Here is a 21407-nt window from a genome sequence, read left to right on the forward strand (position 1 = left end):
GAAACGCAGTTTGTACTTTATATTTTAATTTTATGAAGTTTTTACTTCGTTTATAAAAACCTAACATATTTTCACCATTAATACAATGACTATTCTGAAAATTAACCGACTATTATTGTTTTAAAATAGTGGAGTTCATTATGCAAGGGTTCTCTTTCACTCTAGTAAAGTAAAACCAGTATTTGTCGAAACAAAAGCGTCTGTATATCGTCCATCGTGAACGCATGAAAATTTATTTACCTCTCGGAAGCAGGAAAATAACAGCCTATTCGCATCATGGAACCAGAAGAATTCATGAGTGAGCTTTCCTACTTTTCCTAAAATAAATTCGATTCCCCTTAAGCAAAAAGACCTTGCCTCCTCCTAAATCAACCTTCCACACCCAATTTCTATTTTTCTGTAAAAAAAGTTTTCAATTTAGTTCCATTTATGTTATAGTTGATTACACAAGTAATCAACCGATCAACAATAAATGAAAAGAAGGAGAGAAATGTGAAGTCTACTTTTGATGATTCAAAACCAATTTTCCAGCAAATTGCAGATATGATTGCTGATGATATCGTTGATGGACAGTTAAAAGAAGGAGATCAAGTCGTTTCGACAACTGAGCTTTCAAAGTTCTATCAGATCAATCGAGCAACTGCACAAAAAGGTTTAGCGATTCTTGTTGATGCTGGCCTTGTATTTAAACAAAGGGGTGTTGGTATGTTTGTTGCAGAAGGTGCCAAAAAGATGTTGCTTGCTAAACGCAAACAGGATTTTTATAAGCAGTATATTCAGCCAATGTTAGATGAAGCTAAGCGGATTCATTTAACGGAAGAGGAGATTATTCATTTTATTAAGGAGGACTCAAATGATTAATGTAAAGGATTTATCATTTTCATATGGGCATACACCTGCGCTAACAAATGTCAATTTACTTGAGGAAGAACCAATCATTGTCGGCTTATGGGGCAGAAATGGTGCAGGGAAAACAACGTTAATGAAATTGCTTTCCGGACAAGAAAAACCTGATACAGGCCAAATACTCGTGAAAAATCTTTCACCTTATAATAATAGCGACGGCATGAAATATATTAGCTATTTGCAAGAAAATCACCCCTTTTCTGAGTTTTGGAACGTGAACGATGCACTTCGGTTCGCTTCGTATTTCAATGAGAACTGGGATCAAGATTTAGCAGAAGAGCTCGTTGAAAGGTTCGAATTGCCAAGAAGAAAAAAAATAAAAAGTTTTTCGAAAGGGATGCAGACGATGACAACGATGGTGATTGGATTAGCAAGTAAGTCCCCCATTACAATCATGGATGAACCGACGAATGGTCTCGATGCATATATGAGAAAGGTTTTTTACGATGCCCTGCTTGATACGCATGAAGAGCATCCACGTTTATTTATTTTATCTTCCCACCATATTGATGAAATAGAACCGATTTGTGAAAAAATTGCTATTGTAGATAAACAAACGATTACCCATTATGATGAGACAGAGCATATGAAAATGCTCGGAATCTTATTAACTGGTGATGCCTCTTCAATTGAACCTCTAACCGCTCGAAGCAGAATCCTAGAACAGCGCAAATTAGGCAATCAGCTAAGTGTCATGTTAGATGAACCGTTCAATGAGGAATGGATTTCAACGGCAGCCCAGATGAATATCAATATTGAGAAAGCACCTCTACAGGACTATCTAGTTAATATTACAAAGAGAAATAAGGAGGCAAAACGTAAATGAATACATTTAAAGGACCATTTCGTGTCATTTTCGAAGATTTGCGTATCCAATTTTATATTTTGACTGGGGCCACCGTGGTCCTATCCATTGTCTATCTAATTATAGGCAAGATATTGTCATCACACGATACTTTTACAATTGGCGCAAGCTTTGGACCTTATTATAGCTTGTATATATACTACCCTTTCTTAGCTTATACAAAAGCATATAAATACACGCTTTCTTTAGGCGGTACGAGAAAACAGTTTTTACTCAGCACTATTGCAAACATTGGATTATTTCTACTAATGACCACATTCATCTTAAATTTTTTCTATTACCTTACTGATTATTTATCTAATCAGGGGATTATATCGACTTCATTAATTCATATGGGCGATTTAGTTAAAGGCGGTAGTCCCCTTCTTTATCCTTGGATCGATTTATTATGGGGGATCATTCTTTTCGGTATCGGATTATTTGTTAGCAGCTTCTGGTTCTACTTTGGTACAGTACGAACAATGATCGGTGCAACATTTCTTCTCGTCCTTGCCATCTCCTATATAGCTTTAGGGGAAATTATCCCATTCATCGAATTCGTGAATAACGAGCATCTTGCGTTTGTTCATATTTTAGCTGGCATTTCTTGTCTTCTGATTGTCTTATCCTATTTTATAATGAGAAACGGCCCACTTGAAAGATGCACAAAACTAAATTTTAGTATTTAAATTAAACAAAAAAAGAAAAGGCACCATATGATGTCTTTTCTTTTTGCTTACGACGAATTCCTAAATATCCATTTCCAATACAACAGGGCAGTGGTCACTCCCCATGACTTCACTGTGAATTTCAGCCGCTTGTATCGAATTTTTTAATCGTTCAGAAACGATGAAATAATCAATCCGCCAGCCGATATTCCTCTCTCTTACTTTCATCATATAGGACCACCAAGTATAAGCACCTTCAGCATCAGGATAAACATATCTGAAAGAATCAACAAAACCAGAATTCAGTAGTGTCGTCATTTTCTCCCGTTCTTCTGTTGTAAATCCAGAATTTCCATGATTAGATTTTGCATTTTTTAAATCTATCTCATTATGAGCGACATTTAAATCCCCGCAATATACAACTGGTTTTAATTGATCAAGCTCTTGAAGATATGTTCGAAGCTCTTCTTCCCATTCCAATCGATAAGAGAGTCGGGCTAGATCCCTCTGCGAATTCGGTGTATACACATTAACTAGGTAAAAGTCTTCAAACTCAAGCGTAATAATTCTGCCTTCATTTTCACTCTCTATTTCCCCTACTCCATACTTAACAGAAATTGGTTTTTTCTTCGTAAAAACAGCCGTTCCTGAATATCCTTTTTTCAACGCATAATTCCAAAATTGATGATACCCTTCTAGCTCTAACACGATCTGCCCTTCCTGCAGCTTTGACTCCTGAATACAGAAAATATCTGCATCAATTTTATTAAAATAATCTAAAAAGCCCTTCTTCACGCAGGCTCTAAGTCCATTAACATTCCATGAAACAAATTTCATTGTTGAAATACTCCTTATAAAAAATCTATTAGAATACTAGATTAACATGAATCGCTCTTTCATGCATAATATTGATATTCGCAGTAGATTAAAGAATACTTTATAAAGCGAAGTTTTTTTGAAAATCGTTTATAGTTAAAAAAAGGAGGAATTTACATGGCAGAACATCTATTTCATTTAAAGGCTCATTGGCCTGGTTTGCGCAATGATGTTGGTGATATTGAATCAGGACAATTGAAAACAAAGGTTTCCATCCCACCTGAAATGGATGGACCGGGAATAGGAACAAATCCAGATGAAATGCTGCTTGGAGCTGCAGCGACTTGTTACATCATTACGTTAGCTGCAATGATGGAGCGAAGCAAACTGGAAAAAGTTGATTTAACGATGGAGTCGGTTGGTGTTGTTGATGTGACTAAAGGCATTATTACCTATAAAAAAATTATTCACCGTCCAGTCATTGTTCTTAAAAAAGATGCGACTGACGAGGACTCTGAGCTTGCGCTAAAGCTTGCTCAGAAAGCTGAAACTTCATGTATGATTTCACGTGCATTAAAAGGAAATGTAGAGATCGAACTAGAAGCAGCTATTTTGAAGAACTAGTTCTTAGACAAACATCATTTTGTATCCTCGACAATATGCTAACTGTATAACATCAATGGTGGTGATTAAATGGCAGTTGTCGCACATAAACAAGCAGATATTGATTTGTTAGCAAGATTGCTTCGGGCTGAGGCTGAAGGTGAAGGAGTTCAAGGGATGATGCTTGTTGGCGCAGTAGGAATAAACAGAATACGAGCAAATTGTTCTGATTTCAAAGGTTTAAGGACGATTCCAGATATGGTCTATCAGCCACATGCATTTGAAGCAGTTCAAAAAGGATATTTTTATCAAAGACCAAGGGAAAGTGAGAGACGTTTAGCTCGTCGTGCAGTAAGAGGAGAAAGGCCTTGGCCAGCAAAATATGCTTTATGGTATTTCCGTCCTCCCGGGGATTGTCCACCTACTTGGTACAACCAACCACTCGTTGGTCGATTTAAACTGCATTGTTTTTACGAGCCATTAGCTGTTGAATGTGAAAATGTCTATAATACATTTTAAACATCTTTGCTTATTCCGACTGTGGAGTAAGCATTTTTTTATTTTATGTGTATTATATGGGTAAAACGGTTATAAGTATGAAAAGCGTCTATAAACACAAACTACAAATAGTATTGAATAGAAAGGAGCTTATCATGCAGAAAGGAAATTTCCAGTTAACATTACAAACATCCAGCCTTGTTCTTGGCTTTATGGTCTGGGTCATTCTCTCATCTTTAATGCCCTACATTTCTGCTGATATTACACTTACAGCCAATCAAATGACCTTAGTAACAGCTACACCTGTTATTCTGGGATCACTCCTTCGAATACCAATTGGATTCTGGACAAACAGATATGGAGCAAGAATAATCTTTACGATTAGTTTTATCATCCTTATCTTGCCTGTCATTATCATTAGTTTAGCCAATTCATTTTTCATGTTGATTCTTGGCGGTTTGCTCGTCGGAATTGGAGGTGCCGTCTTTTCAGTAGGAGTCACCTCTCTTCCTAAATATTATCCGAAGGAAAAGCACGGCTTTGTAAATGGTATTTATGGGGCGGGTAATATTGGGACGGCTCTAACATCGTTTTTAGCACCCGTTCTTGCTGATTCATTTGGCTGGAGATTAACGATTCAATTTTATATCATCTTATTAATTTTAGTGGCACTATTAAACTTCACACTTGGCGACCGCAAAGAGAAAAAAGTTCATGCTGTTTTTTCACAGCAATTTAAAAGTGTATATAAAAATCCAAAGCTTTGGCTGCTTAGCCTATTTTATTTCATTACATTTGGATCATTTGTTGCGTTTACGATTTACCTTCCAAACTTTCTAGTTAACCATTTTGGATTAGAGAAAGTGGATGCAGGCTTTAGAACAGCAGGTTTTATCGCTCTAGCAACTTTTCTCCGTCCTATTGGGGGATGGTTAGGTGACAAGTTTAATTCCTTTTTAATTTTAGTAGTTGTCTTTTCTGGCCTTACCTTTGCTGGATTCTTATTATCCTTTACACCCTCCCTTCCCATTTACACAGTTGGCTGCTTGGCAGTAGCTATTTGTGCTGGTATAGGAAATGGAGTTATTTTCAAGCTTGTCCCGCTTTATTTTTCAAAGCAAGCAGGTATTGTCAATGGAATCGTATCTGCAATGGGTGGACTAGGAGGCTTCTTCCCTCCAATCATTTTAACCATTTTGCACAATTGGACTGGTCACTATGCCATTGGGTTCATGTCCCTATCTGAATTTGCATTAGCAAGTACAATTCTTGTTGTTTGGCTTTATTACCAAGACAAATTGAGTCTTGCCAATCAAATTGTGGAAAGCACTGGTCAAGGAATAATGGTCACTGATTTAAATGGTATTATTCAGCAGGTTAATCCAGCTTTTACAAAAGTGACTGGTTTCACACTGGATGAAGCTGTCGGCAAAACACCAAATATCTTGCATTCGGGTAAGCATGATAAGGAATTTTACAAACATATGTGGAAAGAAATTGATGAATTTGGGTATTGGCAAGGAGAAATCTGGAACAAACGAAAAAATGGCGAAACCTATTTAGAATGGCTAACGATCAGTACACTTAAGGACGATTCCGGTCATCCAAAAAAGCATGTGGCTATGTTTAGTGATATTACCAATCAATAAAAATGCTTAATCAATCTATGATGACACGATAAATTTTAAGAAATGCTCGATAAAACTTCGCAGTTGCTCTCAATTTAATAAAAAGCATTAAAAAAAATCACTTTCCAAAACGGAAAGTGATTTTTTTACGGACGGCTGTTCTTATATCCGTCACGTGCCCGATACTGCTGTGGTGCACGAGCAGGATAACGGCCCGGAAAACTAAACATATGGATCAGCTGTGTAAAAGGAATAGCTGCAAATAAGATGAATGACGATAACACATGTAATTGGAACAATAATGGTACTCCAGTCATCAGCTCATACTCAGGCTGGAGGGTAAATAGGCTTCTGAACCAAGGACCAATTGTTACCCGATATTCATATGCCACAACCGTCGTATTATAAACAAGAGTCATATACGTACCTAAACCAGCAACGACAATTAGCCAGATTACTGTAAAATAGTCAGCAAATGATGCATGCACTTTCACTCTTGGGTTTGAAAACTTACGAATCAGCAGGATAATCAAACCAATAACAACCATTAGACCCGCAATTCCTCCACCTGCAATTGCTCCAAAATGATAAAGATGGTCAGTCACACCAATTGACTCATAAAATTCAATCGGGATCAAAACTCCCATTACATGCCCTATAAAGGCTAAGAGTATTCCCCAATGAAAAAGCAATGAACCGATCCTTAACCATTTTTTTTCAAAAATTTCTGTAGATGGTGCATGCCAGCTTGTCCCGCGAAAGACAAAGCGATAAACAGAAGCAACGACTAAAATCGTACCGACAATATAAGGAAAAATCCCCCACCAAAAAAATCCCATGTCTGTCCTCCTTAATAGATTTCATTCATATGATTACAGCGATTAGCGATAGAGCATCGGGTAAGGCAGTTCATCTAAATCGGCTTCCTCCCGTTCGTTGAGCAATCGAGCAATCTCTTCTGAACTCGGTGCCTCAAAGACATGAGTCATTAATGAATCAAAAATTTGAAAGTATGGGTTGCTGCTTGAAACCTGTGAAAAGATTCGATGGATCGCATAAGCAAGTCTCCGTTTTAAGTGGCGAATTTCCTCGTTTTCAGGAGCTACAGCCAGTAGCTCCATCAGCATCGGAATATAGTCCGTCAATTCTATTCCTACCTTTTCAAATCCTAAATCAGCAATTAATTTTTGTAAGCGAATTAACGCATCCCCGCGTCTTCTGCTATCACCTAATTCTTGAGCTGTTAAATACAATCCCGTTTTCTCCTTATAATCAAAGGTCTCCACATAGAGTTCCTGTAAATCCTTTAATCCTAAGGAAAAAAGTGGTTTTAACCGCTGATACATTTCCTTTTGCATTTCTTCAGCAGTGATGAAAGTATTTAAGTAAGTATCCAAGCTTGAACATTCCTGATAAAACTGTTGATCAGGATAATCCAGGAAGCGTGAAGTAACAACAAGTATTTCTGCTAGTTCTTCTTTCATCCAAGATCACTTCTTTCATACGGATACGTCACCATGCCTTCAGCAGGCGCTAACCCTTCGATACTGCATGCTCCTTGACGATAATGTAAGTTATCATCCATTTCACGTCTTCCAGTCGGAATAACGAACCGTTCATTGTATTTTGCTACGCCTAGTAAACGTGCCATATCTTCTAATTCTTCCATAGTTGTTCCAGCTTCCTGAAGCAGCTTGCTCGCCTTCATTTCATCCATACCTCCGACCGTTTTCGCTCGCATATGAACGCGCATCGCAGCCATCTTTAGCAGAACCCTGCGAATAACACTCGTATCATCAGCTGATAATAACGAAGCTAAATATTCCATCGGAATCCTCATATCATCTACCGCAGGAATATAGCCATCCATGCTTAAATCTTGCTCATTTGTAATATGATTCATAATTGGACTAAGCGGCGGAACGTACCAAACCATTGGGAGTGTGCGATATTCAGGATGGAGCGGCAAAGCAATCTTCCACTTCATGGCCATTTTATAAATTGGTGACTCCTGCGCACTTTTGATCCAACTCTCATTAATGCCTGCTTCACGCGCTTTTTCAATCACATCTGGATCATTAGGATCGAGGAAAACTGATAGTTGTGCCTCATATAAATCCTTAGGATCTTCAACAGATGCCGCTTCCTTTACACGATCCGCATCATATAGCACAACACCTATATAACGAATCCGTCCCACACATGTTTCTGAACAAACTGTCGGAAGCCCCGCTTCAGTTCTTGGATAACAGAAATTACATTTCTCTGCTTTATGTGTATTCCAATTGTAGTACACCTTATGATACGGGCAGCCGTTCATGCAGAATCGCCACCCTCGGCAAGCATCTTGATCTACAAGGACAATCCCGTCTTCATCTCTTTTATAAAGCGCCCCCGATGGACAAGAAGCAACACAGGATGGATTCAAGCAATGCTCGCATATCCGCGGCAAATACATCATGAATGTTTTCTCATATTCCATCGCAATATGTTCCTGCAGCTTTTGCACATTTGGATCCATCGGCACAATTTCACTGCCGCCTGCGAGGTCATCATCCCAATTTGATCCCCATTCTGGCTTATCGATATATTTACCGGTAATCATTGACTTAGGACGTGCAACTGGTAAATTCTCCTTTTTGGGAGCTTTATGAAGATGCTCAAAGTCATATGTCCATGGCTCGTAAAAATCATCGATCGTTGCCATATTCGGATTGTAGAAAATATTTGCTAGCTTTGATACAGGTCCGCCTGCGCGTAAATGCAGCTGTCCATTTCTTAACGTCCATCCGCCTTTGTAGCGGTCTGTATTTTCCCATTCCTTCGGGTAGCCTGGTCCTGGGCGAGTTTCCACATTGTTATACCAGACATATTCCATGCCAGGGCGGTTTGTCCATGTGTTCTTGCATGTCACTGAACAAGTATGACAGCCAATACATTTATCCAGGTGCATCACCATCGCTACTTGAGCTTTAATTCTCAAGCCAATCGACCTCCTTCAACGGACGGATCACGGTCATTGTGTCTCGGTTGCTTCCCGTCGGGCCATAGTAGTTAAATCCATAGCTTAGCTGGGAATACCCGCCAATCATATGTGTCGCCTTCGGATTAATTCGTGTCACACTATTATGAGTACCTCCGCGTTTTTTGTTGATCGTGTTTCCGGGTACTCCCATCGTTCGATCCTGCGCATGATACATGTAGGCAACACCGCGTGGAAGACGGTATGTTAGGATTGCCCTTGCTGCTACGACACCATTTCGGTTATATACTTCAATCCAATCATTGTCTTTAATTCCTGCGGAAGCAGCGTCCTTTTCATTTAGCCATACAACCTGCCAGCCGCGGAATAGCTGAACCATTTGATTTGTATCAGTAAACATTGTATGAATGCCCCATTTTTGGTGTGGCGTCATGTAGCGGAGTGTTAAGGATTTCCCTTTGTTCTCCACTTCTTTTTCCCCTTTTAAAAATGGCGATAAATTTACAGGTGGCAAATATAATGGAAGCCCTTCGCCATAATCCAGCATCACTTCATGATCAATATAAAAGCTTTGGCGGCCTGTCAGTGTATGCCAAGGAATATTGTATTCCTTATTCACTGTAAACGGTGAATAGCGTCGATTATCATTTTCTAGTCCGCTCCAAACCGGGGTTGATATCGTTTGAAGAGGCTGAACACTTAAGGCATCTAAAGTATAATCTTCCTCTTCACGCGCCTCTGAGATATGACCAAGCTTTTTCCCAGTCTTTTCCTCCATGGACTTCCAGCCTTCAACAGCTCTTTTTCCATTTGTGGCACCTGACATGAGGAGAATAGCATTAATTGCTTGTTTATCCGAATAAAGATCTGGATGTCCTTTGCCAACCCCCTCACGCTTAGAAACACCAAGACGATTTAATAATTCTTGATATGCCTTCTCTCCATTCACCTTTACGCCTTTTGTTCCGTACCCATTTCGAATATTTGGCCCGACCGTAGTCCACATATTGTATACATTAGGGTAATCACGTTTGACGATGTTCAAATTTGACATCGTTTTCCCAGGAATCGCTTCCACTTCCCCATTTCGCCAATCCTTCACTTTACCCATCGGCTGTGCAATTTCATTGACCGTATCATGCGCCAACGGGGACATCACTAGATCTTCCTGTGCAGGAAGATGCACCTTAGCAAGCTCGGAAAATTCCTTCGTAATTTCTCTAAAAGCATCCCAATCGCTCTTGGTTTCCCATGGCGGTGAGATTGCCGCATTAAAAGGATGAACAAATGGATGGAGGTCTGTCGTACTAATATCAAATTTCTCGTACCATGTTGCAGCTGGTAAAATAATATCGGAAAACAGCCCCGAGCTTGTCATCCGAAAATCCATTGCAATAAATAAATCGGTCTTTCCTTCAGGTGGCTTTTCATCAATTTTAATCTTCTCTGGCTGCCAAGAATTTTCCGTATCTGTCAGGACTGAGTCATCAGCACCAATTAAATGCTTAACAAAATATTCATGTCCTTTTCCACTGTCTCCAAGAAGGTTTGAGCGCCAGTTAAAGAAAATGTGAGGAAAGTTCCGTGGATCATTTGGGTTTTCGATTGCATAATTTATTTTTCCATCCGAAATTTGTTTAGCAACATCCTTTATAATCGCTTGGTCATCGTCTTTATATTTTTCCCGTGCTTCCTTCATCACTTCTAGTGAATTCTGTGTCCACTGTGGGAAACTTGGCAGCCAGCCTAACCGTGCTGACATTGCATTGAAATCAGCAGGATGCATATTGCTATATTTTCCACCCCACTCATTCTTCTCACCATCAGCTAAATATTCATATCTAAACTGCTCTGTTGCAAAATAGAAAAATGATGTACCGTTCATAAACCGAGGTGATTTTACCCAATCATTTGCAAAGGCAATTTGGGAAAAGCCTTCAATTGGACGTACCTTCTCTTGTCCAACATAATGAGCCCAGCCACCCCCATTTACCCCTTGAGAACCTGTCAATAAAATAAGATTTAAAATGGAACGATAGATTTGATCACTGTGGAACCAGTGATTCGTCCCGCCACCCATCGCAATCATTGATTTTCCATTTGTCTGTTCGGCATTAGCGGCAAATTCTCTTGCAACTTGAATGACATGTTCCTTCTTCACACCAGTAATACTCTCCTGCCAAGCGGGTGTATACGGCTTATCTGGATCGTTATAATCATCAGGATAATTACCTTCAAGCCCACGATTAATTCCTGTATGTGCCATCATTAAATCATAAACAGTTGTAACAGTCATTTCATTGCCAAACTGATCTGTAATCACCTTCACAGGTACTCCTCGGCCGACCTTTCCGCCTTCTTTTTCAGCAAAATAAGGGAAATCTACCATGACGACTTGATCTGAATCTTTAAGGAAGCTAAGCTTTGGATTAATTTCTTGCCCGTCTTCACTCTTCAAATCAAGGTTCCACTTATTGCCGCTATCCCAGCGAAAGCCTTGACTGCCTGTAGGAATAACCATTTGATTCGTCTTTTCATCCCAAACGACTGTTTTCCATTCACCGAGCTCATGATTCGTTTCAATATCGGAAGCTCTTAAAAAGCGGTCGGAACGAAATTCTCCTTCCTTCCTATCTAAAATGACTAGAAACGGAAGATCTGTATACTGCTTGGCATAATCATTAAAATATGGTGTTTCTTTATCTACATAAAATTCCTTTAAAATGACATGGGTCATTGCCATAGCAAGTGCCCCATCTGTACCAGGCTTTGCTGGCAGCCAGATATCGGCAAATTTATCGTATTCAGCGTAGTCTGGACTCACTCCGACAACTTTCGTACCGTTGTAGCGGGATTCCACCATAAAATGCGCGTCTGGCGTTCTCGTTTGCGGGATATTTGTCCCCCAGATAATGAAGTATTTCGTGTTGTACCAATCACCACTCTCTGGAACATCCGTTTGATCGCCCCATACTTGGGGAGAAGCTGGCGGCAAATCCGCATACCAATCATAGAAACTTAGAATCGTTCCGCCAATTAGTGATAGAAATCTTGTTCCGCCAGAATAACTAATCATCGACATCGCTGGAATTGGACTGAATCCGACAATCCTGTCAGGTCCATATTTTTTGATTGTATATATGGTAGACGCTGCAATTAATTGACAAAGCTCCTTCCAGCTTCCACGGACAAACCCCCCTTTCCCTCTTGCCTTCACATATCTATTTCGCTTTTCAGGATTTGTGACAATGTTCTCCCATGCCTGAACAGGATTATCAGCTGCCTTCAATTCTTCTTTCCACAATTCATATAGATCCCCTCGTACGTATGGATGCTTTACTCGAGTCGGACTGTACGTATACCAAGAAAAGCTTGCACCCCTTGGACATCCTCGGGGTTCATAATCTGGAAAGTTTTCACCAGTAGATGGATAGTCTGTTTGCTGAGTTTCGTAAGCAATAATTCCATCCTTGACATGAATTCTCCAGCTGCAGGAGCCTGTACAGTTTACTCCATGTGTAGAGCGAACGATTTTATCGTACTGCCAACGCCTTCTATAGAGATCTTCTGAGTTACGAGGACGAGGGCTTTCTTCCGTCCAGCCATCATTGATTCGTTCGCCGCGCTTTAAATGCCTGAGTGCCTGAATGAGCTTATTTTGTCTTTGCTCCATCTATGCATTCTCCTCCTTTTAAGCTATCTCTTAGTGGATTAAATTCCTCTCCCAGAATGCGAAATGAGTCCTTGCTAGCTAGTAATTCCTCTTCAAAAACAGCCCAATTCGCAGCATTGGCTGCCGCAAGAATGAGTCGTTGCAATGTACTATATTCATTTATTTCATATATTTTCTCTATGATTTCTCCAGATAGGGATCCGAATCTCATACGTAATACAGCAATTAGGTCTTCTCGATCATTTACAAGTAATGCATCTGTTTCAAATGAAAACACGCTACCAGCCCTTTCTAAAGCTTAATCATTTTAAAATAGTCAGTGATTAATTGATTCTTGCATTTTTCAGCTGCCTGTTCGAAAAAGCAAGAAAGTTCTTCATCAGGCCGCTGTGCTTGTTCAAAACTAATTTCTGTTTTCGCGATCTCATTGAAATGATTTGAAAGCCTTAAAGTAATTTCTAGACCCTCTTGCGTTTTGATTACAGTTCCATGGGCATCATACGGATGGATATTATATTTCTCAAAGGTTTCTATCATCCTTCTATATACATTCGGAGCAGCAATCCGTAATGATTCTTCCTTTTGCAGTTTGAACTCTCCCATTTGCATCCTCCTCGCTACCAATTTCCTTAATTTCCCTGCGTTAGTGTTTGCTATTGTGCAGTAATTTATTCATTTCATCCTCGTTATGGACCAGATCAACAATGATAACGCCATCCATTAATGTCGTGAACTCCCCATCAACCTCTTGTTTTTGAAGCAATTCTTTCATTTGCTGGACAATTCTTCTCATGATGTCATGATCTCGAGTAAGTTGAACAACTAAATCCTTTAACTCAGGATTTTCCATGACCATTTCTTTGTATAAGCCCTCTTCTTCCGATTCTGCATGCTTTAGTGTCCGTGTCTCCCAATGTTCAATGATCACTTCAGCAACTTGGAGTGCTTTTTCCTTTTGCCCATCCTCCAAACAGCGCTGAAAAATATCTCTCAATTCCTTTGCTTCATTTAATGCCGCCTCATGGATCGATGAATGGGCATCTGGTTTTTTTAAACTTGGTCCTGACATTCGCTATCTCCATCCTTCCAAACTACTGTCTAGTAGTCCTAGTAAATTTATTAGTCAGTTTCCCCACATTAGTAGTTACTAAACTTGTCAATACGACTTAAATTGTGAACATTATGAGTTTTTGACGTAATTTGCAAAAAAAGAAGATGAATGGCTCCAGTTTGGAAACATCCATCTTCTTAATAAAAGTTATCTATTTGTTTACTACTATGTCATAGGATTCCTTATTCACCATCGTCTAAAAAAAGTTCCTTCAAAAACCGTTCCCGATTTTGCAAGAAGTATTTTGTTATCTGGTAATGATCCGTATCCTCATAGGCCACTTCAGCAATCTCTCCATGATCAAAGCTAAATATTTTTGCATTCGGATAGCCTAGTAGAATAGGTGAATGGCTGGCAATGATAAATTGAGCATTTCCATTACGGGTTAAATCATGAATAATCCGCAGGAAGGACAGCTGCCTTTGCGGTGATAGTGCTGCTTCAGGCTCATCTAAAAGATAAATAGCATTTCCTTTAAAACGATTTAAGAATAGAGAGAAAAAAGATTCCCCATGTGATTGCTCATGCAAGGACTTTCCACCATATTGCCTATATCCTGTATAATCAACCTCATCTAAATAGGAGGCAAAATGATAGAAGGATTCTGCTCTTAGGAAAAAGCCATTTGTCACCTTTGGCATCCAGGATAAACGTATGAAATCCGTTAAAGAAGAACCAGATGCATGTACATCATATATGTTATTTCTTCCGCCACCAGCCGTATTAAATTCACATTTATCAGCAATCGCTTCTAATAAAGTTGATTTCCCAGACCCATTTTCACCTACAAAAAATGTAACAGCATGATCCAACTTAAGTTCTTCGATACTACTGATGGAAGGGATAGAAAATGGATACTGATTAGCGGATGGGATTTCGTCACGTAAAAGGCTAATTCTTTTTAAAAACATAATGAAAGAAACCTCCTCAATTAGAAAAAATTATTGGAAAAATAATGAGGTATGATTTAAAGATTGCTTGCAAACATTGTCATTAAAGTCGTAAATTATGCCCTTTTGTACTATTTCTTTTTTGATTAATTTCAAATACGGTAAAAATAAATAGGGCAAACAAAAGTGTATATAATCCAGACGGAATATTCGTAACCGGGATATATACATCCCAGAATGAATTGATTAGTGCATGAAAAATAATACATAGAAAAATACTATTTGAAGATAAATAAATGACAGTAAGCAGAAAAGATAATCCCAGTGCACAAAGAGTGAACCAAAGAAAGTTCATACTCATTTGATTTGAACCAACCACGAACCATAATGGCAGATGCCAGATTGCCCAAATACATCCAACAATGAGCGTACTAGAAAATGACGACCACTTTTTTTGCAAAGCAGACTGTAAATAGCCACGCCAGCCTATCTCTTCCAATCCGCCTCCAATAATCATAATTGGAAATTCAATCAACGCCAGATATAAAGGGTTCTCCATGGTTGCTCCATCCCAAAGAGTCGGCAAAAAACAAGCTGAAAAAGCAAGTCCAATGGTAAATAGATACAATCCTAATGGGTGTCTAGGATTTTTTATATTATTTACAAATGATTGAAATTCTTCTTTAGAACTATGTCGCTTTTTCAGCCATATCTCACAAATGGCTGGAGTAACACCACCAAGAATAAACAACACCATCGAAAATGGAGTTCCAAAACTGAGCAGATTAAACTGTGTTAATATGGCTAAACTGCCCCATAGTATCCATGAGGAAACAAATGTGTAAACTAGAAACCTTCTTATCCCCTTTCCCAAACGTGACCCTCCCCTTATTTAGACCCTAAGAATAATAATACGGACTTGCACAGTGTATCCATTAGACGAATTTCGTCAAGTTGCTTTTCTTCATTTTGGAACATACCATAACATTTTTGTAAAACCACATCTCTTACAATGCCATCAATAGAAGTCATAATAAACGGAAATAAGTCTTCTAGTGAAACTACTGGCTTAAAGCTCCCATTTGAAATTCCCTCATGAATTGTACTAAATAACCGCTCGATCAAATATTGGCCGCTTTCATTTTCAGTTATGTTTGATAACATTTTCTTCTGTCTTTCAGGATTATTTGCAAATATGATTGTGAGCTCAAATTGAATTTTACCAACTGTTGATAAGTTTTCTTTTATGTATTCACCAAGGAAAGTAAACAAATTTTCTATTGTTTCTTTGGGAGAATTGCTATTATCAATGATTGCATCAATTTCTTGCGTATATTCTACATTTGAATTGGACTGATTAATCACTGCAACAAGTATCTCGTCTAAATCCGAATAATATCGATAGATTCCACCTTGACTTAATCCTGATGCATTAATGATATCTTTCATCGTAATTTCATATAGAGGTTTAACCTTACACACAGATAAAGCAGCTTCTATAATGCTGCTTTTCTTTCTTATCACATATTCATGGTTGACCTTTGGCATAGTAATCACCTTCTATAGTAAAAATGACATCACTGTCATTTTTATAGTATGGCATAAGCTATTCATTGTCAATAAATAAATGACAGAGTAGTCATTTTTACAAAATACTTCTTTTTTGCTGAAATCCGTCTTCTTTTGATAGCTTTTGTCACGAGGCAGGAAAATAGAAGGGTCCTTGCTGAATTAGTAAAAAAAGAATCCAATATAGACATTTCATTTCTCAGAAAGGGCTGGAAAACAAAATGAATAAATCATACGCGATTAAAGAAGCAGCAAAAAAATTAAGTGTATCACCTGGAAAATTAAGGCAGTGGGAAAAAGAGCTTGATGGGCTGCTCGCGATTCCCCGTACTAAGCAGGGAGCACGTTATTATACAGATGATGAAATGAGTCTGCTGGAAACAATCAAACAGCTTTATGATAAAAGTCTTAGCAAAGACATGATCAGAGGAATTATCGAAAAGGATTTTCAATTACAGAAGGTATCCAACACTGCCGAAGCAACATTATTACCAGTACGATCAGAAAAAGTGGAATCCTCCACATCAAATAATGATATTGACGAATTTCTAGCAGCAATGAAATCATGGAAGGACGAAATAATCGATGATGTACGTGATGAAATCCGGCACGGGGTTCGTAAAGAAGTAATTGACGAGGTTAAAAAAGAAATCCTCAAAGGTTCAGTACACACAGTTAAAAGTCTATCAGATTCCATATATAAATCAAACGAAAGAACGATCGCCGAAATTGATCATCTTTCCGAGGACATACATAAAATTTCTGAGCATACTTCAGAAAAGCTTGTAACTTTATCAAAAAGAATTGCAAAGTCTTCAAAAGGTACGACAGAGCAAATTCGCAACCTTGCACATCGTGTGGCGGATTCTTCAGAAGCTGCAGCAGAAGAGTTTAAAACGATGATTCACTATATTTCTAGCTCTGCCGAGGTTACACATACAGAAATAAGCGCACTTATTGAGACTTTAAACACAGATCGGGAAATTTATTTGGAAACGATTCATAGAGAACGTGAGGAGTATTGGAGGGACGTCAACCAGCGTGAAGTGATGTTCCAAGATATGATTTTAAGTTTTAGAAGTGCTGCGGCAGGCGAAGAAAAGAAGGAGACATGGTGGAAGTTCTGGAAATAATCTGCAGGCACTAGTCTAGCACAAACGTATAATAGTCATTGAAAATGTCCACGTGTGGTGCCTGACACCCTTGGGGTGTCAGGTATAATGTGGATTATATAGATTCAAAATTCGTTCCATAAAAGATTTCGTCCATCTCAGTAGTCAATCTTTCAGTAATTTCTTCTACTTCCTCTAAATCGAGCTTTTCCTTCGTATAGCCAAATAAATAATTATTGAGATCAAAGTCACGAATTCTGCATTTTGTATGAAAAATATGGGATTGATAAATATTGACATCAATCATATCAAATTCATTTTTCACTTCTTCTGGAATATAATTTTGAATGGAACTAATATTGTGATCAATAAAAAGCTTATGCCCGTCTTTATCCCTTGTAAATCCCCTTACCCGGTAATCAATCGTCATGATATCCGTATCAAAAGAATGAATTAAAAAATTTAAAGCTTTCAGTGGAGAAATCTCTCCACATGTAGACACGTCAATATCTGCCCGAAATGTACTAATCCCTTCAGACGGGTGATATTCAGGATACGTATGTACTGTAATATGACTTTTATCAAGCTGCATGACAACTGACCCTGGAAGAGGTCCGGGTGATTCATTGTATGATTCTGTTGGGACTTCAACAACTGGTCCTTCCGATACAAGCATTGTCACACTTGCACCTTGAGGCTCATAATCCTGTTGGGCAATATTTAACACATGTGCACCAATAATATCTGAAACACTGTTAAGTATTTTTGTTAATCTTTCTGCACTATACTCTTCATCAATGTACTCAATGTATGCTTCGCGCTCCTCTTTTGTTTTTGTATAACAAATATCATACATATTAAAGCTCAACGATTTCGTTAAGTTATTAAATCCGTGCAATTCAATTCGCTGTTCAGGCGTTAATTCCAATCGTATTTCCCCCTTATAAAGGTTTTTCCCTCAATTAAATATTGTTATATTACCCTATTTCACCGATAAAAATCAGCCTTTTCCTTTATAAGTATTTTGCCAAATTTATTTGTAACCAAAAAAAGGGAAAGAGGTCCTGCTATTCAATTTTATTATTAAAACTTATAATATAGGGAATAAATGATTTTATTAAATGGCAGAAAGGTGGGGTAAGCATTGAGAAGGTTATTCCGTACTTTAGTCCTGCTGTTCATTTTCATTGTTTCATGGCCTTTTATCGAGAAACAGATTCAGAAAACAGAATATTATCCTATATTGGAATCGATAAAGACGGAAATTCGCGGCATAGTCGAACATCCAGATGTTGCTGCCGCCTTAAATAGCATTTATCAAAAAGTCAATGAAATAACAGGAAACGAAGATCCTTCACCACTTAGTCCGAATAAAAATAATAATTCTGAAACAAATCAAGTAAAAAAACCCAATTTATCTATCCCGACTGAACAAGTCTTTTCGATTCATAACATCATTCTAGGAGAACAACTGTCTGAAGTGGAGGAAGAAATCGGAACGGCAAAGCGTACCTCTTGGAATGAATATGGAACTGAATGGCATACGTATCATGATGATTATCAAAATTTTTTAATGATTGCATACGATGAAAATAATACGGTTGTTGGGTTGTATACGAACCAAGATTTAATTACTTCTTCTGTTGGCATTGAACAAGGGAGTACAAAAAACGACGTCCATGAAAAATTAGGAGATCCATTAGACAAAATCCGTAAAGGAATGACCTACTTTCAACTGGAGAACGATCGTGATTATGATGTGTACGTTCTAGATGAAAGTTTTGTGACTATTTTTTACGATAAGCACAAGGGTAATACTGTCACTTCTCTTCAAATTATTACCCAAGAACTTGAATCAAATAAAAAAAATTTTTATTCTAACGGTAGTCAACAATTAAAAGAAGGCTTTGAATATCAGCTCTTTGACTTAACGAATGCTGCTCGAGTTAATCATCAATTGAATGTATTAGGATGGGATGAACACGTCAAAGAAACGGCAAGGAAACATAGCAAGGATATGGCAGAAAATAATTACTTTTCTCATACAAATCTTGATGGACTATCCCCGTTTGACCGCATGAGTGAGGATGATATTTTCTATACATTTGCTGGAGAGAATTTGGCAACTGGACAGTTCAGCAGCATTTTTGCACATGAAGGACTAATGAATTCACTTGGGCATCGAGAAAACATCCTTCGTCCCGAATATCAATATTTAGGTGTCGGAGTTGCTTTTAATGAGGACTCACATCCTTATTACACAGAGAATTTTTTCAGAAGGTAAATGGCTGGGCTATGGATGGGTCCAGCCAAATTTTTAGGGAAAGTATAACTCTACTCGTTTATTGTCTTTTTCCAAAAAATAAAAATTCTTAAATTCAGTCCGTTGTGTGAAGTACATAAATCCATCAAAAGGAAGTGCAAAAACAATCATTCCCTCCTTGCTGAATTGAAGCAGACAATCGACAATTTGAAGGGATTCAAAAAAAAGACCTTCTCTTTGAACTAATTCATCTTCTTCGTAAAAGTTTATAATCACTTGTTGATTTTTAAATTGGCTTAGAGAATGTATATTAGCTAATGTTGTTTCCATACTCGTAATACATACCCCCCACATCCGCACTGATCGATAAATTTCATCTGAATCGTATCACCAAAAACCTCTGTTAATAATGGGACGAAATAATCAGTTGGATTTCCAAATTGTCCTGAGGTTACTAAATTCACGTAGTAGCCTGGTTCAGTCTCCTGCACTGCTTTAATCCCATCCTCAATGATTAGATCAACATTGTCTTCATATTCATTATGCTCAAGATCCATTGACCAATTTTTCCCCACCTATTATTCCCCCTTGGCCGATAACTTCCTGCTTCATCTTTTGTGGTAATGAAGATAATCCAATCATATCATATAAAAAAATTAAATCGCATCCATTTTAGGCGGAATTATTGTGTCAAAAAAAACAAGATTGAATCGAAATCATAAGCAGAGAAAGAGCAAGAAATGCTGGTTATTTTATTTATGTTGATAAGGAGCGATATGCATTAACTTAAACAGATAGTAAGGCCATGGAGCAAGATTAAACCAAATTTTAATTGATCTCCAGATTATCAAAAAAAATGAGGATCTATTATCGTCCATCTTCCTCCAGCTTTACCGCGTATGACGACTATCAATCAAAAAACGTCTAGACAACACCTAGACGTTTGATCACTTTCTCTTTTTATTAAAAAGTATGAGCTAGATCCTTGGCTCGAGCAATCGCATTTGCCTTAATTTCCTCTGCCTTATTTGGTTGTGCATTATGTCCTTCTATGAACAATCCTTCTAATATTGGTATGCCAAAAAATTGCATTATAATTTGAATATAACGATGGCCCATTTCCATTTCAGCAGCTGGACCTTCTGAATAATAACCTCCTCGAGCCTGAATATGTAAGGCTTTTTTATCCGGCAGTAGTCCAATAGGTCCTTGTTCCGTATATTTAAATGTCTTTCCTGCTACTGCGACAGAGTCCAAATATGCTTTCATGATTGGAGGAAAGGAAAAATTCCATAAAGGAGTCACAAACACATACTTATCCCCTTCTACAAACTGGCTGCTTAATTCATCCAGGCGACTCACTTTACCTTTCTCCTCTGCTGTTAAATCGTCAAAAGCTGAACCAGTACGCAGTTTCCCCCACCCGCTGAACACATCTGCATCAATATGTGGAATCTGCTCTTTATATAAATCAATGGTCACAATTTCATCATTCGGATTAGCTTCTTTATAAGTATCAATGAATGCTTTTCCAACTGCCATGCTATATGATTGTGTTTCATTATGAGGGTGTGCTGTTATGTATAGAACTCTTGCCATCTTTCACTCAACCTTCCTTAATGTATTTAAATCTAATCCTCGCTATTTACTGAATATGGGTTTTGCCCAATACTTGTCCTCATTTCCTCTGTTAGTTCGAATGGAATTTCCTTTTGTAGTTCATGGTTATTTTTACTGTCTCGCTGAAATCTTCCATCATAATGCAAGGGCTGCTGATTCATTATTTTACCCCCTCCAATGTTTCTGTAAATAATGTCCTTCTCCATATAGAAGGTATACTATT

Annotated in this window: 24 protein-coding genes; 8 read left to right on the forward strand and 16 right to left on the reverse strand. The window is 38.1% G+C overall.

Annotated elements, in window-relative coordinates; genetic code table 11:
- Positions 1-492 precede the first annotated feature (492 nt).
- From AN957_RS15170 to AN957_RS15180, 3 genes are read left to right on the forward strand one after another with little or no spacing between them, the layout of a single operon-like run.
- The gene (locus AN957_RS15170) at positions 493-861 is read left to right on the forward strand and encodes a GntR family transcriptional regulator (protein WP_053476293.1); all 369 of its coding nucleotides are present in this window, start codon (positions 493-495) and stop codon (positions 859-861) included.
- Positions 854-1732 carry an ATP-binding cassette domain-containing protein gene (locus tag AN957_RS15175; RefSeq protein WP_053476294.1) on the forward strand — a complete coding sequence of 293 codons (879 nt, stop codon included), beginning with the start codon at positions 854-856 and terminating at the stop codon, positions 1730-1732. Before AN957_RS15170 ends, AN957_RS15175 begins: the two co-directional genes overlap by 8 nt.
- Positions 1729-2439 (forward strand): hypothetical protein, encoded by a 711-nt coding sequence (locus AN957_RS15180; RefSeq protein ID WP_053476295.1) that lies wholly within the window; start codon positions 1729-1731, stop codon positions 2437-2439. The genes AN957_RS15175 and AN957_RS15180 overlap by 4 nt, the downstream gene beginning before the upstream one ends.
- A 60-nt stretch (positions 2440-2499) precedes the next feature.
- Here the strand turns inward: AN957_RS15180 and AN957_RS15185 are convergent, their stop codons facing one another.
- Positions 2500-3255 (reverse strand): exodeoxyribonuclease III, encoded by a 756-nt coding sequence (locus tag AN957_RS15185; RefSeq protein WP_053476296.1) that lies wholly within the window; start codon positions 3253-3255, stop codon positions 2500-2502.
- A gap of 156 nt (positions 3256-3411) precedes the next feature.
- Between AN957_RS15185 and AN957_RS15190 the strand changes: the two genes are divergently transcribed.
- The 3 genes from AN957_RS15190 to AN957_RS15200 all read left to right on the forward strand — a co-directional run bounded on the left by AN957_RS15190 (position 3412) and on the right by AN957_RS15200 (position 5984).
- The gene (locus AN957_RS15190; protein WP_053476297.1) at positions 3412-3858 is read left to right on the forward strand and encodes an OsmC family protein; all 447 of its coding nucleotides are present in this window, start codon (positions 3412-3414) and stop codon (positions 3856-3858) included.
- A 69-nt stretch (positions 3859-3927) separates the two neighbouring features.
- Positions 3928-4356, forward strand: a complete 429-nt coding sequence (locus AN957_RS15195) for a cell wall hydrolase (protein ID WP_053476298.1) — start codon at positions 3928-3930, stop codon at positions 4354-4356.
- A 134-nt stretch (positions 4357-4490) separates the two neighbouring features.
- Positions 4491-5984: a nitrate/nitrite transporter gene (locus AN957_RS15200; RefSeq protein ID WP_053476299.1), complete on the forward strand. Its 1494-nt coding sequence runs from the start codon at positions 4491-4493 to the stop codon at positions 5982-5984.
- 125 nt (positions 5985-6109) lie between these two features.
- Here AN957_RS15200 and narI read toward each other — a convergent pair whose 3' ends face one another.
- The 10 genes from narI to AN957_RS15250 all read right to left on the reverse strand — a co-directional run bounded on the left by narI (position 6110) and on the right by AN957_RS15250 (position 16168).
- Positions 6110-6802 carry a respiratory nitrate reductase subunit gamma gene (gene narI / locus AN957_RS15205; RefSeq protein ID WP_053476300.1) on the reverse strand — a complete coding sequence of 231 codons (693 nt, stop codon included), beginning with the start codon at positions 6800-6802 and terminating at the stop codon, positions 6110-6112.
- 42 nt (positions 6803-6844) lie between these two features.
- On the reverse strand, positions 6845-7447 hold the full coding sequence (gene narJ / locus AN957_RS15210; protein WP_053476301.1) for a nitrate reductase molybdenum cofactor assembly chaperone: 603 nt from the start codon (positions 7445-7447) through the stop codon (positions 6845-6847).
- Positions 7444-8946 carry a nitrate reductase subunit beta gene (gene narH / locus AN957_RS15215; protein ID WP_053476302.1) on the reverse strand — a complete coding sequence of 501 codons (1503 nt, stop codon included), beginning with the start codon at positions 8944-8946 and terminating at the stop codon, positions 7444-7446. The genes narJ and narH overlap by 4 nt, the downstream gene beginning before the upstream one ends.
- Positions 8936-12619, reverse strand: coding sequence for a nitrate reductase subunit alpha (locus AN957_RS15220; protein ID WP_056684960.1), 3684 nt, complete (start codon positions 12617-12619; stop codon positions 8936-8938). The genes narH and AN957_RS15220 overlap by 11 nt, the downstream gene beginning before the upstream one ends.
- Entirely contained in the window at positions 12600-12896 is a 297-nt protein-coding gene (locus AN957_RS15225; protein ID WP_053476304.1) for a hypothetical protein, read from the reverse strand. The genes AN957_RS15220 and AN957_RS15225 overlap by 20 nt, the downstream gene beginning before the upstream one ends.
- A 14-nt stretch (positions 12897-12910) precedes the next feature.
- Positions 12911-13222: a hypothetical protein gene (locus AN957_RS15230; RefSeq protein ID WP_245637792.1), complete on the reverse strand. Its 312-nt coding sequence runs from the start codon at positions 13220-13222 to the stop codon at positions 12911-12913.
- A gap of 40 nt (positions 13223-13262) precedes the next feature.
- The gene (locus AN957_RS15235) at positions 13263-13688 is read right to left on the reverse strand and encodes a hemerythrin domain-containing protein (RefSeq protein ID WP_056684965.1); all 426 of its coding nucleotides are present in this window, start codon (positions 13686-13688) and stop codon (positions 13263-13265) included.
- A gap of 224 nt (positions 13689-13912) precedes the next feature.
- A complete protein-coding gene (locus AN957_RS15240; RefSeq protein WP_056684967.1) occupies positions 13913-14641 on the reverse strand; it encodes an AAA family ATPase in 729 nt (242 codons plus the stop codon).
- Between the two features lie 82 nt (positions 14642-14723).
- Positions 14724-15494, reverse strand: a complete 771-nt coding sequence (locus AN957_RS15245; protein WP_053476308.1) for a CPBP family intramembrane glutamic endopeptidase — start codon at positions 15492-15494, stop codon at positions 14724-14726.
- Between the two features lie 14 nt (positions 15495-15508).
- Positions 15509-16168 (reverse strand): TetR/AcrR family transcriptional regulator, encoded by a 660-nt coding sequence (locus tag AN957_RS15250; protein WP_053476309.1) that lies wholly within the window; start codon positions 16166-16168, stop codon positions 15509-15511.
- Positions 16169-16410: 242 nt separating this feature from the next.
- On the opposite strand from AN957_RS15250, the gene AN957_RS15255 reads away from it, so the two are divergent.
- Complete coding sequence (locus tag AN957_RS15255) at positions 16411-17322, forward strand: MerR family transcriptional regulator (RefSeq protein WP_053476310.1); 912 nt, start codon at positions 16411-16413, stop codon at positions 17320-17322.
- Between the two features lie 94 nt (positions 17323-17416).
- On the opposite strand, the gene speD is transcribed toward AN957_RS15255, so the two are convergent.
- A complete protein-coding gene (gene speD / locus AN957_RS15260; protein ID WP_053476311.1) occupies positions 17417-18229 on the reverse strand; it encodes an adenosylmethionine decarboxylase in 813 nt (270 codons plus the stop codon).
- Between the two features lie 216 nt (positions 18230-18445).
- Here speD and AN957_RS15265 point away from each other — a divergent pair, with 216 nt between their 5' ends.
- Entirely contained in the window at positions 18446-19585 is a 1140-nt protein-coding gene (locus AN957_RS15265; protein WP_053476312.1) for a CAP domain-containing protein, read from the forward strand.
- A gap of 33 nt (positions 19586-19618) precedes the next feature.
- On the opposite strand, the gene AN957_RS15270 is transcribed toward AN957_RS15265, so the two are convergent.
- The 4 genes from AN957_RS15270 to AN957_RS27795 all read right to left on the reverse strand — a co-directional run bounded on the left by AN957_RS15270 (position 19619) and on the right by AN957_RS27795 (position 21345).
- On the reverse strand, positions 19619-19894 hold the full coding sequence (locus AN957_RS15270) for a hypothetical protein (protein WP_053476313.1): 276 nt from the start codon (positions 19892-19894) through the stop codon (positions 19619-19621).
- Positions 19879-20139 (reverse strand): CGCGG family putative rSAM-modified RiPP protein, encoded by a 261-nt coding sequence (locus AN957_RS15275; RefSeq protein ID WP_053476314.1) that lies wholly within the window; start codon positions 20137-20139, stop codon positions 19879-19881. Before AN957_RS15275 ends, AN957_RS15270 begins: the two co-directional genes overlap by 16 nt.
- A 388-nt stretch (positions 20140-20527) precedes the next feature.
- Positions 20528-21163, reverse strand: a complete 636-nt coding sequence (locus tag AN957_RS15280) for an FMN-dependent NADH-azoreductase (RefSeq protein ID WP_053476315.1) — start codon at positions 21161-21163, stop codon at positions 20528-20530.
- A gap of 32 nt (positions 21164-21195) precedes the next feature.
- The gene (locus tag AN957_RS27795; RefSeq protein WP_156319122.1) at positions 21196-21345 is read right to left on the reverse strand and encodes a hypothetical protein; all 150 of its coding nucleotides are present in this window, start codon (positions 21343-21345) and stop codon (positions 21196-21198) included.
- Positions 21346-21407 lie beyond the last annotated feature (62 nt).

It is taken from the genome of Cytobacillus solani, from assembly GCF_001420595.1.
Classification (GTDB): domain Bacteria; phylum Bacillota; class Bacilli; order Bacillales; family Cytobacillaceae; genus Cytobacillus; species Cytobacillus solani.